This window comes from Gilliamella intestini (assembly GCF_900094935.1).
GTDB lineage: Bacteria > Pseudomonadota > Gammaproteobacteria > Enterobacterales > Orbaceae > Gilliamella > Gilliamella intestini.
Genome location: NZ_FMBA01000004.1, coordinates 20594 through 36886, shown reverse-complemented (window position 1 = coordinate 36886; position 16293 = coordinate 20594). Strand labels below are relative to the sequence as shown.

Below are 16293 nucleotides of genomic sequence, written 5' to 3'. Positions count from 1 at the left end.
AATCAATATAAATGATATTTAACATATATGCAATATCTTTATTGGCTGTTATACTGACGCAGTCAGTTGTAGTTTGAAAAACTATGTGTGATTTAATTTAGGTAATTTAATGTGAAAACAGATATTATTAATTTATTAAGTTCTACTAGGAATTATTTTTTTCAAAATGCCAAAACATATGACGATACCTATATTGAGAGAGTTTTAAAGGATATTGAATGCTATGAAGTGATTTCATTTGATATTTTTGACACTATTTTGACAAGGTTAGTCGAGTGTCCTATCGATGTTTTTTCAATTGTAGAGAAATGTCTAATCGAAAAAGGTCATTTTTGTGCTAGTTTTGCTGTTGCTAGATTCGAATCGGAAAAAATTGCTAGAGATATTGCCTATCAACAAAATATAGAAGAGGTTACTTTAGACAATATTTATGAACAATTGAAAATAACTTATCCTGAGTATCAAGATGTTATTGAAGAAGCAAAGCAAACGGAAATGATGATCGAAATAAATTATTGTGTCCCATCTTTAGATAATCTATTTTTGATAAATAAAATTTTTGAAAAAAATAAAAAAATTATTTTAGTTTCTGATATGTATTTAGATGAAGAAACAATAAAAAAAATGTTAAGCAAAGTTGGGGTTTCATCTTTTGATAAATTATATTTATCAAGTAATTTATTAAAGACTAAAAATCACGGTACTATTTGGCAAAACGTCCTTGATGATTATGCCAATCAAAAAATCCTACATATTGGTGATAACTATTACTCAGATGTTGAGGTGCCTAAAAGAGACGGTATAGATACTATTTGGTATAATTCTCTCATAACAGAAAGAAGATTAGGTGGGCAATTGTCGACAAATATTATTCCTTTTTCTTTGATAAAAAAAATGATTTTATTAACAGATAAGGTAATATATAAAGATTTCTGGTTTGTTTTCGGGATTTCTTGTGGTTCTTTTTTTATTTATAGTTTTCTTCAATGGTTGAATGATCACGTTAGAAAAAATAAAATTGAACATGTTTACTTTTGCTCTCGTGATGCACAAATTATTTACAATTTATGGAAAGAATTTAATTTTGATAAACTATGTGGTGTAACATCAAGTTATTTATATATATCTAGACTTGTTCTTGGATATAGCCAGTGTTACATCGAATGTCAAAAACATAACAAGCTTTCTGAGGCATCTTTAACTTTTCTTTCTAACCATAATATAGTTGAAGGGCAAACTAATAGAGACGTTCTAACAAGATTAAAAATTAATATATCTGATATTGACGTAAATAATTTTGTTAATAAATTTGGTGATTTGGATAGCAAATTTAAATTTTCACTATTGGATGATTTTAAATTTTATCTTGGTCATGATTTACTTCCTCTACTACTACCTCAATTTGAAGAACAATACAAAAATTCCTATCAATACTATGATCAAGAAGGTATATTTAGCTCTAAAAAAATAGCAATAGTTGATTTGGGATGGTCAGGTACTTTACAGCAAGCTCTAACTTTGTTTAGAGAAAATCATGGTATTAAAGAAAAAATATCTGGGTTTTATTATGGATTACACAATGGTTTGGCTACTGGCCGAATATTTTACAACGGATTAATGGATGCTGCATTTTTTAGTGAATTCAATGATCCTAATAAAATTTTCTTAATGAAAAATAGCATTAATATATTAGAGAATCTTCATGTCGCAGATCATGAATCTGTTATTGGTTTTACTGAATCAATGGGAAAATATATTCCTATTTTCAAAGAAAAAAAAGATAATCTTAAAGAACAAGTAGTGAATTTAAAAAGATTTTATAAGGGATTGCATTCGGTTATATCTAAATGGGTTAAAAATGAAGATGTTTTCGGAATTAATTCTGATTATATTAATGTAAATACGGCAAAAGGAGCTTTAGCTCAAGTCATTTGTTCTCCTACTAGTCTAGAAGTTAAAGAATTGGGAAATATATTACATGCTCCAGGATACGATCATGAGATTTATTTTCCTTTGATTTGGTCAAATGAAGAACCTTGGGATGAGAAAATATATCCTATGATTCACCGAGGAGGTTGGTTATGTGGACAATTACTTTACTGGAAATATAATGGATATTATTCTGACAATGCTCATTTGTATCAAATTGTTAGTAACGAATTATCTAATTACCCGACAATTTTAAAAAATTTTATTTTAGGATAATATATAATGAATATATCAGAACAATTATATCCGTCTTACATTCGAGATTATGAAAATGTTAATTATATAAAACATGACGGATCCGTTGCCGTTATTATGCGAACTAAAGATAGGCCTATTTTATTAGCAAGGGCTTTAAAAAGTGTATTAGAACAAGAGTATCAGAATTGGCATTTGTATTTGATAAACGATGGTGGGGATAAAAAATCAGTAGAAGATCTAGTAAATATATATGCTTCTTCTTTTGATGGTAGATTAACTCTTTTACATAACGAAAAATCATTAGGTATGGAAGCTGCTTCAAATAAAGGATTTGAACTTGCGTCTGAGGAATTCATTGTCGTTCATGATGATGATGATTCATGGACTCCTCAATTTCTACAAAAAACGACTAATTTTTTAAAAGAGAATAAACATGCTGTAGCTGTCATCACAAATTGTGTTGTAATACATGAAGAAATCACAAATAATTATGTTCAAGAAACTGCTAGATATGAATGGGGATATTGGCGTGATGATGTTGATATATCAGTCCTTTTAAAAGGAAATATAACTCCTCCAATTTGTTTGCTCATTAGAATGGATGTTGCTAAATCGATAGGGCCTTTTAACGCTGATTTACCAGTATTAGGTGATTGGGATTATAATTTGAGGCTATTTCGATGTGGCGAAATTTTAACGTTAGATGAAAAACTTGCTTTTTATCACCATAGAGTTAATGCAACATCTATCTATGGAAATTCTGTACATGCTGGTGTTAATAAACATAAACTTTATGCAATCCGTTACAAAAATGCATTGGTTAGAAAATCTTTTCAAGAATCGCAAGGAAATTATGGTTTATTACAAATTCTATTGCTTGAACAGGATAAAAATTTAAATGAGATTAGAGCATTAGCGCATCAATTAGGCAACTCAATTGATCATCTTAATCATCAATTACAGGAAGTAAAAAAAATCTTGAATGAAAGAGTGACGATCTATAATAGGATCAGATTATTAATTAGAAAAATTCGACGTTGGAAAAAACAAAAAAGTTGAATAATATAAGTGGTGATAGTGTGATGAAAATTGATATGAGAGATTTTTTATCAAATTATTCAGATAAAAAAGTTTATTTTATTACTAATCCGGGGAATGCCGGTGACGCATTTATTACATATTCGACATACTGTTTATTTGATGAATTAAATATTTGTTATGAGATTATCGACCCTAATAATGATATTTCTATTTCTAATGAAATTCTATTTTTTAGTGGAGGAGGAAATTTAGTAGAAGGTAAGTATGATCATTTATATAAAAAATTAAAAAAATATTTAAATAATAATAAATGTATCATATTACCTCATACTATCTGGGGCTATAAAGATCTTGTTCAAGAAACTCATAGAAATTTAATTATCATCTGCCGAGAAAAAGTTAGTTATGAATTATGCGTTTTAAATGGAGCTAATAAAAATAATCTGTTCTTATCTGATGATATGGCTTTTTATTTTCCACAAAATGAATTATCACAGTTTGCTATTAAGGGTAGAGGACACGGGTATTGTTTACGAACTGACGGGGAATCATCTAAACTTCTTTATATTAATGAATTTAATAAAGACATTTCATTATCTTGGAATGGAGAGTTGTGGGGCAATTATTTGTTATCAAAATACGTAACATATAGTTTGGCTAGTTATTTATCACAATTTGATGAGATTGAAACAGACCGCTTACATATTTCTATTTTTGCAGCGATGTTGAATAAAAAAGTTATTATGTACCCTAATAATTATTACAAAAATAGAGCGATATTTGAAAATAGTATTATGCAGAAATACAAAAATGTAAATTTTGTTAATACCTCTACAGATTTATTACACTCTGACTATGTAATGAATTTATTAAAAAATGCTCATCTCATTACAGATTAATAATTAATATAATTATTAATCTTAAACTTTTAAATTTTGATATTAAATGAGTAATAAGTTAATAAAAATATGCTATTAAAGAAGATAAAAGATAAATCCAAAGTAAAAGTTAGATTATTTGGAATTACAATTTACAAAAGGTTGATATTCATAAATAGACGAGAATTCTTGCATGGCTTTTTTATTATAGAGAAGACAAATAAACGTAGAATATTTCGTTTATTGGGGTTTAGGATCGCTTCAAAGAGATTAAAAATAATAAAAGAACTACCAACCAGAGAAAAAATACACTCAGGGAAAAGTGAATTAAGTAATGAATATGAGGTTTTACAAGATTCATTACCTATTACCATTGAAAATATCAGTAAAATAATTGAACTTGAAACAATAAAAATCATAAGTTTCGGTGTTTTTGATAATTTATTAATTCGCCCATCTTTAGAATCAAAGGATGTATTACATCTGTTATTTCACACAGTAAAGAAAAAGTATAATATCGATTTGTGTAATGCTAGGTTATTAGCTATTGATGAATTTGTTCATCAAAATGTATCGTTATCAGATATATATAATTTCATTGCAAAAAAACTTTCTCTTGATGAAAAAACAAAATTATTACTTCAACAAGAAGAATTAGAAATTGAGAGTAAATTACTTACAGTTAGAAAAGATTTTATGTATTTATATGATATGGCGGTTAAAAATAATAAAAAAATCATAGCAGTATCGGATACATACTTACCTGAGGATTTTTTACTTTCAGTTTTGCATAAGAATGGTTTTTGTAAAATTGAAAAAATATATACTCCGGTTAGTTATAATAAGAAAAAAGATAATGGTGAATTATTCAACGATGTGATTAGTAATGAGAATATTGAACCATCAGCTATTTTTCATATAGGTGGTAATTATAATTCTGATTATTTACAGCCAATGGAAAAAAATATTACCGCAATCTATTATCCTTATGTGAAAAATATTTTAATATCAGAACGGTCAATCTATAAAGAGATTCTTTATGAATATGCGAATTTTGATTTAGGTCAAAGGTTGTTAATTGGATTTAGTTTTAATAGAGTATTCGCTGACCATTATCAAATGCCTAAAAAGCCTAATGTTTTTGCTGATATTAGTTGTTTATCTAGATTGCTTTTATCTCCACTTATATTATATATAGCATTAAAAATTCTGCAAAATAATGAAATTCAAAATAATTATGATAAAATTTATTTTGCTTCTAATAATGAATGTCTAATTGAGTTTGCCTATAATTTTCTGAAAGATAAGTTATTGAATAAAAAATTACCGAGCCAACGCCTGCTCATGTCAAAACAAATCTATCATATACTCAAATATGAAGATTTTATAAGATTTATAGAAAGTATTGATGATTGTGATAATGAATACTATAAATTTCGTAACATGCTTGAAGACGTTATTCTAGACAAGTCATTACTTGAAAAGTTACTTAATTTATTATCTGAAGAAGAGAGAGAGCTTTTATTTTTTGACAACAAAGAGAAATGTATTGATATTTTAAAACGTTTTAATTTAATTCTTAATCAATATCTAATTAAGTTGAAAAATAATTTAGTAGATTCTCTTTCACAAGAAGTGAAAGAGAATATAGGGAAAAGAGGAATTGTTTTCAATTTAGAAAATGATGAGCTATTATCTGGAGTATTAGCAAGTATTACTCATATTTTATTTGATCAAATTTATTCTTTTAATGGAAATGATAATTTTCAAAAAAATAATGGTAACATTAAGTCATTTTGTATTTCACCAACTATAAATGATTCAACTTCTTTAAAAATACTAATGTGTTCCTTGCTTTCACCATCAAAATTACTTTTAGAGAACAAAAAATTTCAAAACGATTTATTAGTAATCAAAAATGAAATGAAAGATTATTTGTCTCAATTTATTAATCAATTTGGCTCATATGTGAGTTTTTTGGATATAACTGATTTATCCGCGTTTGCTAGGCTTTTTAATTTTTCTTGGCAAAAATCGCCTTATTGTGAAATGAATCAATTAAGGCATGTATTTTATCAAGGATCTATTTCTTTTTATAAAACTAAATCTATACAATATCAATTAATTATGGAAAATTATCGATTTGATAATGTATTTTCTGCAACTGGTTTCGTTAATCCGGAAAAAAGATATATTCCGAAGAATGAGTTATCATTGTCGTTTAATAAAAAAGTAGGAATTCATTGTCATCTTTATAACATTGATCTTTCAGAAGAGATACTAAAGTACTTACATAATTTTCCAGTTAAATTCGATTTAATATTAACTATTCCTGATGAAAAAAAACGAGATTTATTAATTAATTTATTTAATAGGAAAATAGTAAAAAATTTAAATATGTTGAGTATTATCTTAGTACCAAATCGAGGCCGAGATGTAGCTCCATGGCTGATTGAAACAAAGAAATATCAAGATAAGTATGATTTATTTTGTCATATTCATTCTAAAAAAAGCCCACATTTATCATATTCATCTTCATGGCGTAATTATCTTTTTTCTAATTTGATAAAAAAAGAAAGTGTAATTGATATTTTTAATATTTTTGAACAAAATCAAAGTGTAGGTATCATTATTAATGATTTCTATAGTGAGTTGAAATGTGGACATATTCAAAATAATATTTCTTTAGCAGGTAATTATAATGAGAAAAAATTAATAGATCAGTTAATTTATAAGATGGGATTTTCGACAGAAATGTGCTTAAATGATCTATTATTTGCTGCTGGGACTATGTTTTGGTATCGCCCAAAAGCTTTGGAGCAGTTATTTTTTTTAAATTTATCTTATAAAGATTTTCCTAATGAACCCATAGGTGTTGGAGGAACTATTGCTCATGCTATTGAACGTTTACCTGTATTTGTATGTGAGCAAAATGGGTATAAAGGTTGTATTTATACAAAATATCCAAGTTAATTTCAAAAATTAAATATCAGTAATATTTTATAATTAAATAATAAGTTAAAGAGAAGCTAAATGAAAGTGATTGTTACAGGCGGTGCTGGTTTTATCGGTTCCGCTGTTGTTAGGCATATTATTAATCAAACAGAAAATGAAGTTTTAGTCATTGATAAATTGACTTATGCTGGGAATTTGGAATCATTAGATGAGATATCTAAAAACGAACGATTCCATTTTAAGCAAATTGATATTTGTGACCGAAAATCACTTGATTCTATAATCACTGATTTTCGACCTGATATTATTATGCATTTAGCTGCCGAAAGTCATGTTGACCGTTCTATTGATAATCCTTCTAAATTTATTGAAACCAATATAATAGGTACTTATACTTTATTAGAAGCATCTTTGGCTTATTGGAAAACGCTAGAGGCAACTAAACAATCTACATTTCGTTTTCATCATATTTCAACTGATGAAGTGTATGGTGATTTACATGGAACTAATGATTTATTTACTGAAAAAACGCCTTATTCGCCAAGTAGCCCATATTCAGCATCGAAAGCTTCGAGTGATCATTTAGTCCGTGCGTGGCATAGAACTTTTGGTTTACCTACAGTTATCACTAATTGCTCAAATAACTATGGACCTTATCATTTTCCAGAGAAACTAATTCCATTAATGATACTTAATGCTCTTGAAGGTAAGCCGTTGCCAGTATATGGTAATGGTCAACAAATTAGAGATTGGTTATATGTCGAAGATCATGCAAGAGCACTTTATCTTGTTGCTACTAAAGCAAAAGTAGGTGAGACTTATAATATCGGTGGGCACAATGAACAAAAAAATATTGATGTTGTAAATATTATTTGTGAATTACTTGAAGAACTCGTTCCAAATAAGCCTGATGGCGTTAAGTGTTATAAAGATCTGATTACTTATGTTACTGATCGGCCAGGTCATGATCAACGTTATGCTATTGATGCATCAAAGATCTATCAAGATTTGGGTTGGAAACCACAAGAAACATTCCAAACAGGAATGCGCAAAACAGTAGAGTGGTATCTCAAAAACAAACAATGGTGTGATCATATTAAAGATGGCTCATATGCAAGATCACGACAAGGAATTATTTAATATAGGTAACTTTATGAAAGGTATTGTATTAGCTGGTGGGTCAGGAACCCGTCTTTATCCCATAACTCGAGGTATTTCAAAACAGTTGTTACCTGTTTATGATAAACCTATGATTTATTATCCTTTATCTGTACTCATGCTTGCCGGTATTCGTGATATTTTAATAATCACAACACCTGATGATTTACCTATGTTTCAACGATTGCTAGGTGACGGTTCTCGTTTTGGTGTCAAACTAAGTTATGCACAGCAACCTAAGCCAGAAGGTTTGGCACAAGCTTTTTTAATTGGTGAGGAGTTTATTCAAAAACAACGCTGTTCTTTAGTGTTAGGTGATAATTTATTTTTTGGCGAAAGCTTTGGCAAAAAATTGGTAAGAGTTGCTGCTCAAAAAGAAGGTGCAACAATTTTTGGTTATCAGGTACTTGATCCTGAAAGATTTGGTGTAGTTGATTTTGACGAAAATTTTAAAGCATTATCCATTGAGGAAAAACCAGCCAATCCAAAATCGAACTGGGCTGTAACAGGTCTGTATTTTTATGATGAAAATGTGGTTGAAATGGCAAAACAAGTCAAGCCATCTCATCGTGGTGAGCTAGAAATTACAACTCTTAATCAAATGTATTTGGATGCAGGACTGTTAAATGTTGAGATCCTAGGACGCGGTTTTGCTTGGCTTGATACAGGTACACATGACAGTTTGCTTGAAGCGTCATCGTTTGTTCAAGTAATAGAAAAAAGACAAGGACTCAAAGTTGCTTGCCTTGAAGAGATTGCTTATCGTAATGGCTGGCTCAGTGCTGAACAGGTCAAAGAAGAAGCCATTAGTTCAGGTAAAACATTATATGGACAATATTTAGCAAGATTGATAGAACAATAGAATAGGTGGACAAATGGAAGTTATTTCAACTAATATTGCGGATGTAAAAATTATAAAACCGAAAGTGTTTGGCGATGAACGAGGCTTTTTTCTTGAAACTTTCGAACAAAAACGGTATCAAGAAATGTTAGGTATAGAACTTAATTTTGTTCAAGATAATCATTCGCGTTCACAAAAAGATGTGTTAAGAGGATTACATTTTCAAAAGGAAAACCCTCAAGGTAAACTAGTTCGAGTTGTTAGAGGTGAAGTTTTTGATGTAGCTGTCGATATTCGTAAAGATTCCCCTACTTATGGAAAGTGGGTTGGCGTTACCTTAACAGAAGAAAATAAAACACAGTTGTGGATTCCACCTGGACTTGCTCATGGTTTTGCTGTACTGTCAGATATTGCTGACTTTGAATATAAATGTACTAACTATTATGATCCTAAGTCAGAAGGGTGTTTATTGTGGAACGATCCTACAGTAAATATCAGTTGGCCGATTTCAAATCCATTACTATCGGCAAAAGATAAGTTAGGCAAAAAACTACAGGAGTTATAGTTAATTGATGAAAGTTTTGTTAACTGGTGCTAATGGTCAATTAGGACATTGTTTTAAAGATATCTTTCCTTCAGATTGGCAATTACTTGCTACTGACAGCCTGCAATTAGATATAACTGATGGTTTAGCTGTTAATAATTTTGTTGCCTTGCATAGACCAGATGCCATTGTAAATGCTGCAGCATATACAGCAGTAGATAAAGCCGAAGATGAATATGAATTAGCTTATAAAGTTAATGCTATCGGTCCTAAGAATTTAGCAATTGCTGCCAAAAAATATCATGCAAAACTAGTTCATGTTTCGACTGATTATGTTTTTGATGGTACAAAAAGTTCCCCTTATTTAGAGAACGATTTAACCAATCCGGTTAATGTCTATGGTGAGACTAAACTAGCTGGTGAATTATCTGTCTTAGACAATTATTCCTCTACAATTGTAATTAGAACCTCTTGGGTTTTTAGTGAATATGGTAATAATTTTGTCAAAACGATGTTAAAACTTAGCCAAACTAGACCTGAATTAACCATTATTGATGATCAGTTAGGATGTCCAACTTATGCTGGTGATATTGCTAAAACGATTTTAGAAATGCTAATGAATGATATTCAAGGTGGTATATATCATTATTGTGGTAATGAATCTACATCATGGTTTTTATTTGGTCAAAAAATATTTGATATAGCATTAGATCAAAATTTATTATTTCAAGTTCCTGTTATTTCTCCAATTAATTCTCAATCTTTTCCCTCTAAAGCTAAGAGGCCATTATATTCTGTAATGAGCATGGACAAAATAAAAAAATATAATTTATCTGGTTCAAATTGGGAAGAACAATTAATATCTTGTATTTCTAAAATTAGATCTATTTAGGTTACTTAATGACTATTTATTTTGCTGAGTGGAATGCTGATTATGAAAAGCATATGGTTAATGTCTTAAAATCTGAATATGATGTTGTTCTTTTTAATAAATTAATGAAACATTTTAGAGATATTAATTTTATATTAGATAGAAAAAATCTTCCTAGACAATGGTTTATCAAATTCCATCAATTCATGAAATTAAGAACATTAAAATCTGATGATATTTTATTGTGTAGTGGTTTTGCTATTTCTGGATTCATTGACTTAGTTAAAGATCTTCAATGTCATAAAGTTTTAGTGCTACGTGATACTATTGAAGTATTAAATAATAGCATGAAAAATAAAAAAAAATGGTTATGTCAACATGAAGATTATATAAATAAAATCACTCCGTTTTTTGATAAAATTTATAGTTTTGATTTTGATGATTGCCAAAAATATAGCTTTACATATTTAAATCAATTTTTACCATTTACTTTTTCAGAAATGAAAAAATTGAGGGGAGAGCCTAATCATTTCCACTACACTATAAAAACATGTTTTTTTATAGGCGAGTATTGGGAAAATAGAGCCCAAATTATTAATAGAATTGCGCCTATATTACACCAAAATGGTTACCAAACAGATTTTAATTTAATCAATTACAAATCAACACAAATAATAAACCCGTTAGGAAAATCTAACTATTATAAATCGAGAGAAAAAATTAGCTATTTCGAAAATATAGAAAAAGTAAAACAGAGCGATGTTATTTTAGAAATAGGGCAAATAGGTCAAACGGGAGTCACTTTAAGAGCCCTTGAAGCTATTTTATTTAACAAAAAATTAATTACTACTAATAAATCTATAAAAGAATATAATTTTTATTCGCCAGAACAGATTTTTATTCTTGATAATGAAAATTATCAAAATATTGAGTTATTTTTGAACTCTAAGTTTACACCAGTTACATTAGATGTTTTGTATCAATATAGTCCAGATGCAATGCTAAACACAATGACTAGTAATTTTGTATAAAAAAATCCTATTTTTTAAACTTTTATTTTTTTTATACAATATATTAGATAACAAATAAAACCACGCAACAATTTTTTTTGATGCAATTTATGTTTTGCGCAATATCTCATTTGTGTTGCTGTCGTAGCTGATAGCAGAGGTGTTGATTTCCATGGTGATGCTGATTTAGCATCAATAAAATATTGTGAGCATTTATAATCTCTAGCCCATTTGTGCCATGGTTTGGTTGGTCCAATGTAATGTATTAGTATTGTTTCATCAGAAATGGGGGAGTAACAGTTAATGTTTGATTTATATTTTAATTCGTAATTAATGCTGACTTGTTGGTTATATTTTCTATCAAGATACTTAACTTTTTCAAGCAATATAATATTTAATACATCTTGGTCTAGATGTGTGAATTTTCCTGAACGATTTGAATCGGAAAGTAACTCTAATGCTTTGCTATTTACATTAAATTCTTGCCATTTTTTTAGATTAATTAGCAAAAATCCTGCATTGAAGTAACCGGATGATAATTTATGTTCATCAAGTCGAGTGGCACATTTGTTCCACCATATAGAGTCTTTTTCTGTCACTACATAGGCGATATTATTATCAAAATTTAACGTACATAATTCTTTTAATGAACCTTTACAGATAATATCGGCATCGAGATAAAGAATTTTGTCTATTTTTCCATAAAAATAATCTGCCACGATAAATCTAAAATAGGTTGCAATTGTCCAATTTTTAGTAGTTGGTAAGTGTGATAAACCATTATCATCCACTAAATAAATTATTATGGTTGTTCCGTAGTCATCGGCAAGTTGTTCTAGTTTTTTTTCAAGATCATCGTTAATGTAATTTGTGAATATATGAAAATTAAAACATAAACTAGGGTTAGTTAATAAAATGGAAGTGATTGAAGTGGTACAACCTAAAAAAAAGTTTTTATCAATACCATATGCGATGTTTAGTTGATTAACATTATTGTTATTTCTAGCTCCAAATATTATCATTTTTTTTATAATTTTGTTTGCGTCGAAATACATTGCCAATTTCCTATTACATCGTGTGAAATTAATTATTATTTAATAACTGATTATTTAACCAAGAGTTTAATATTGTAAGAAGGATTTAATAAACTTACTTAACATTACTTTATTATATAGATAAAACAAATTTTTTCTAGTTGAAAAAGAGTTGTAATAAAATTTCAAATTAATAGAGTATATATAGTATAATTGTCTTTCCAATTAATTTTTTTACTTCATTATGTCTAATAAATATAGCTCATTGAATACCATTAAACAATTGTGGCCGTTTATTTATCCACATAAAAAAGCGTTAATTGTTGCAATTATTGCGCTTTTGCTAAATGCTGCAACTGACGCAACACTGATCTCGTTAACAAAACCCTTATTAGATAATGGATTAATGGATAAAAATTATGAGTTATTAATTCTTTTTTCGATTGGTATTATAGGGTTAATTGCATTACGTGGATTGTCTAACTATTGTTCTACTTACTGCCTTTCTTGGTTATCTGGTAAAGTTGTAACCAAATTCAGACAGATGATTTTTAATCACTTAGTTAAAAGTCCTACCAGTTTTCTTGATAAAAATCCTATTGGTGAGCTTGTCACGGTAATTACTTATAATACTCAATTATTATCAAAAGCTTCATCTGATGCTCTTATCATTTTAGTAAGAGAAATTGCTTATGCTATCGGTTTATGTGTCGTTATGTTTTATGGTAATTGGAAGTTGGCTTTAGTTTTAATTATTGTTGTACCGTTAGTTATTTTTATAGCCCAATTTATTGCAAAAAAATTTCGAAATACACTTGTTTCTATGCAAAAAGGAATAGGTAACATTACAACAGCAGCAGATGAGATGCTGAAAGGGCATAAAGAAATTTTAATTTTTAATGCTCAAAAATACGAAAAAGACAATTTTTATTCAATCAATAAAATTTTTAGAAAAGGCATTTTAAAAATTGTACTTGTTTCTGGTTTATCGACACCCATCATTCAATTAGTTGCTACATTGGCTTTAGGATTAATCTTGTTTCTTGTTGCAAGTCAAACTTTAGATATTACACCAGGATCATTTACTGTTGTTTTTTCGGCTATGGTTGCAGTGATGCGTCCTTTAAGGGAGCTAACTAGTGTTCATCTAGAATTACAAAAAGGCGCTGTTGCTTGCGAATCATTATTTGGACTGTTAAATTTACCACTCGAAGATGACAACGGAAAAGTTGAGTTGAATAGAGCAAAAGGAGATATTGAGTTTTGTCAGGTCACTTATACTTATCCAACAAGAACATCACCATCTTTAAATAATATTAGTTTTAAAATTAAAGAAGGCGAAACGGTAGCTTTAGTAGGGCGCTCAGGTGCGGGTAAATCAACAATAGCAAGTTTATTGCCTAGATTCTATGATATACAAAAAGGTGAGATACTACTAGATAGTATTAATATCAAAGATTACACACTTGCTTCATTGCGTAAGCAAATAGGCTATGTTTCACAAAAAGTCCATTTGTTTAATGGCACAATAGCTGAAAACATAACTTATGGTGCTAAAAATCAGTATACTCAAGAAGACATTATTAATGCAGCTAAACAAGCTAACGCAATGGAGTTTATTGAAAAATTAGAACATGGATTGAATACAGAGATTGGTGATAATGGTGTGTTATTATCAGGTGGACAAAGACAAAGAATTGCTATAGCAAGAGTGCTTTTACGCGATAACCCTATCTTAATTTTTGATGAGGCTACTTCAGCATTGGATAACGAATCTGAAAGATTTGTTCAGCAGGCGATAGATAATTTACAAAAAAATCGAACCTCTATTATTATTGCACATAGACTATCTACAATTGAAAAAGCTGATCGTATATTGGTTATTGATGATGGTTCGGTAATAGAGGAAGGTTCTCATAGTTCATTATTACTTCAAAATGGCACTTATGCCAAGATGTATCAAATGCAATTTAATTCTTAAAGCAAAAAATATTATGAAAAAAAATAATAATCAATCAATAAACAACGATATTGATCGAGACACATCCACATGGAAAACGTTTTCTAAGTTATGGCCTTATATTGCTAAACATAAATTTATTCTGTTTTTATCAATAATTTTGCTTATTTTTAGTGCGTTTGCCGATACTTCGCTCATTGCGTTGTTACAACCTTTACTTGATAAAGGTTTTGTTGAAAATGATCAGCATTTTTTAATGATGGCGCCTTTTTATATCTTTGGATTAGTGTTACTCCGCGGCATTGCTAATTATGGATATTCTTTCTTTTTATCTTTGATTTCTACTAAAATTGTACTTAATATTCGGCAACGCCTTTTTAATCATTTTGTTGATGTTCCAGTCAGTTATTATGATCAAAACTCTACAGGAAGATTGTTGTCTCGTATTACTTATGATACAGATCAAGTCGCCTCATCATCATCAGATGCTTTGATAACAATAGTACGTGAATCAGCTTTTATTTGTGGTTTATTTTATACTATGTTTAGCAATAGCTGGCAGTTATCTTTATCGTTGATTATCATTACGCCAATTGTTATTGGGTTAATTACTTTTATTTCCGTAAAATTTAGGCGATTAGCCAAAAATATGCAAAATTCAATGGGCAGCATCACAATGTCTGTTGAACAGATGTTAAAAGGCCATCGGGAAATTATTCTTTTTGGTGCCCAAGATGAAGAATCAAAAAACTTTGATAAAGTGAATAATAAATTTCGTCGAGATGGTATGAGATTAGTTTCTATTTCAGCATTATCAACGCCAATTGTTCAACTTATTATTTCGTTTGCTATCGCTTTTGTCTTGTTAATGGCAAGTAATCCTGATTTAAATATTAGCCCAGGGCAGTTTACGGTCGTTTTTTCTTCACTAGTAGCGTTAATGCAACCAATAAAAAGCTTAACCAGTGTTAATGCTGATTTTCAAAAAGGTATGGCTGCTTGCCAAACGTTATTTGCTATTTTTGAACAACCAATTGAGAAGAATAATGGAAAAATCAATATTGAGCGAGTTAAAGGCAATATTGAATTTAAACATGTGACTTTCACATATGAAAATAGACAAGAGCCAGCATTACAAGATATTAGTTTTTTAGTAGAGCCATGTAAAACCGTTGCTTTAGTTGGTCGTTCAGGTTCAGGGAAAACAACTATCGCAAGTTTGCTCACACGTTTTTACGATATAAATGGCGGTGAAATTTTAATCGATAATAATAATATTCAAGATTTAACTTTATATAGTTTGCGTAATCAAATTGGATTAGTTTCGCAAAATGTGCATTTATTTAATGATACTGTTGCAAATAATATTGCTTACGGAAAAGTAGGTGAATATTCTCAAGAAGAAATAGAAGAAGCTGCTAAAAAAGCGTATGCATATGATTTTATTATTGGGCTTGAAAATGGATTTGATACAATAGTTGGTGAAAGTGGCGTGTTATTATCTGGTGGTCAACGACAACGTATTGCAATAGCAAGAGCTTTATTACGAGATACACCAATTTTAATACTTGATGAAGCTACTTCAGCCTTAGATACAGAATCAGAGCTAGCAATTCAAAAGGCCTTGGACGATCTTCAAAAAGGAAGAACATCAATAGTGGTAGCACATCGACTATCAACTATTGAAAATGCAGATAAAATATTGGTAATTGATAATGGTAAAATTATTGAACAAGGTAACCATCAAACGTTGTTATCAATGGATGGTTTATATGCAAAATTATACCAAGGAAACTTTGTGGTTTAATATATAT

The 16293-nt window shown here is 29.3% G+C and carries 12 protein-coding genes; 11 read left to right on the top strand and 1 reads right to left on the bottom strand.

Annotation, left to right across the window (positions count from 1 at the left end; genetic code table 11):
• Positions 1–111 precede the first annotated feature (111 nt).
• The 9 genes from GA0061080_RS01665 to GA0061080_RS01625 all read left to right on the top strand — a co-directional run bounded on the left by GA0061080_RS01665 (position 112) and on the right by GA0061080_RS01625 (position 11506).
• Entirely contained in the window at positions 112–2205 is a 2094-nt protein-coding gene (locus tag GA0061080_RS01665) for an HAD-IA family hydrolase (RefSeq protein WP_091119985.1), read from the top strand.
• Positions 2206–2211: 6 nt separating this feature from the next.
• A complete protein-coding gene (locus GA0061080_RS01660) occupies positions 2212–3246 on the top strand; it encodes a glycosyltransferase family 2 protein (protein ID WP_091119981.1) in 1035 nt (344 codons plus the stop codon).
• Complete coding sequence (locus GA0061080_RS01655) at positions 3225–4127, top strand: polysaccharide pyruvyl transferase family protein (protein WP_091119977.1); 903 nt, start codon at positions 3225–3227, stop codon at positions 4125–4127. Before GA0061080_RS01660 ends, GA0061080_RS01655 begins: the two co-directional genes overlap by 22 nt.
• A 168-nt stretch (positions 4128–4295) precedes the next feature.
• Positions 4296–7079: a rhamnan synthesis F family protein gene (locus GA0061080_RS01650; RefSeq protein WP_167349159.1), complete on the top strand. Its 2784-nt coding sequence runs from the start codon at positions 4296–4298 to the stop codon at positions 7077–7079.
• A 60-nt stretch (positions 7080–7139) separates the two neighbouring features.
• Positions 7140–8201 carry a dTDP-glucose 4,6-dehydratase gene (gene rfbB, locus GA0061080_RS01645; RefSeq protein ID WP_091119970.1) on the top strand — a complete coding sequence of 354 codons (1062 nt, stop codon included), beginning with the start codon at positions 7140–7142 and terminating at the stop codon, positions 8199–8201.
• 13 nt (positions 8202–8214) lie between these two features.
• Positions 8215–9081: a glucose-1-phosphate thymidylyltransferase RfbA gene (gene rfbA, locus GA0061080_RS01640; RefSeq protein WP_091120190.1), complete on the top strand. Its 867-nt coding sequence runs from the start codon at positions 8215–8217 to the stop codon at positions 9079–9081.
• A 13-nt stretch (positions 9082–9094) separates the two neighbouring features.
• The gene (gene rfbC / locus GA0061080_RS01635; RefSeq protein ID WP_091119966.1) at positions 9095–9625 is read left to right on the top strand and encodes a dTDP-4-dehydrorhamnose 3,5-epimerase; all 531 of its coding nucleotides are present in this window, start codon (positions 9095–9097) and stop codon (positions 9623–9625) included.
• A 7-nt stretch (positions 9626–9632) separates the two neighbouring features.
• Positions 9633–10496: a dTDP-4-dehydrorhamnose reductase gene (gene rfbD / locus GA0061080_RS01630; protein WP_091119963.1), complete on the top strand. Its 864-nt coding sequence runs from the start codon at positions 9633–9635 to the stop codon at positions 10494–10496.
• Between the two features lie 8 nt (positions 10497–10504).
• Complete coding sequence (locus tag GA0061080_RS01625; protein ID WP_091119960.1) at positions 10505–11506, top strand: WaaS/CpsH family glycosyltransferase; 1002 nt, start codon at positions 10505–10507, stop codon at positions 11504–11506.
• Positions 11507–11520: 14 nt separating this feature from the next.
• Here GA0061080_RS01625 and waaO read toward each other — a convergent pair whose 3' ends face one another.
• Positions 11521–12540: a lipopolysaccharide 3-alpha-galactosyltransferase gene (gene waaO, locus GA0061080_RS01620; RefSeq protein ID WP_091119957.1), complete on the bottom strand. Its 1020-nt coding sequence runs from the start codon at positions 12538–12540 to the stop codon at positions 11521–11523.
• A 223-nt stretch (positions 12541–12763) separates the two neighbouring features.
• On the opposite strand from waaO, the gene msbA (GA0061080_RS01615) reads away from it, so the two are divergent.
• Together msbA (GA0061080_RS01615) and msbA (GA0061080_RS01610) are read left to right on the top strand one after the other, a co-directional pair.
• Positions 12764–14500: a lipid A export permease/ATP-binding protein MsbA gene (msbA, locus tag GA0061080_RS01615; protein ID WP_091119951.1), complete on the top strand. Its 1737-nt coding sequence runs from the start codon at positions 12764–12766 to the stop codon at positions 14498–14500.
• A gap of 13 nt (positions 14501–14513) precedes the next feature.
• On the top strand, positions 14514–16286 hold the full coding sequence (msbA, locus tag GA0061080_RS01610) for a lipid A ABC transporter ATP-binding protein/permease MsbA (protein WP_209435690.1): 1773 nt from the start codon (positions 14514–14516) through the stop codon (positions 16284–16286).
• Positions 16287–16293: the final 7 nt, after the last annotated feature.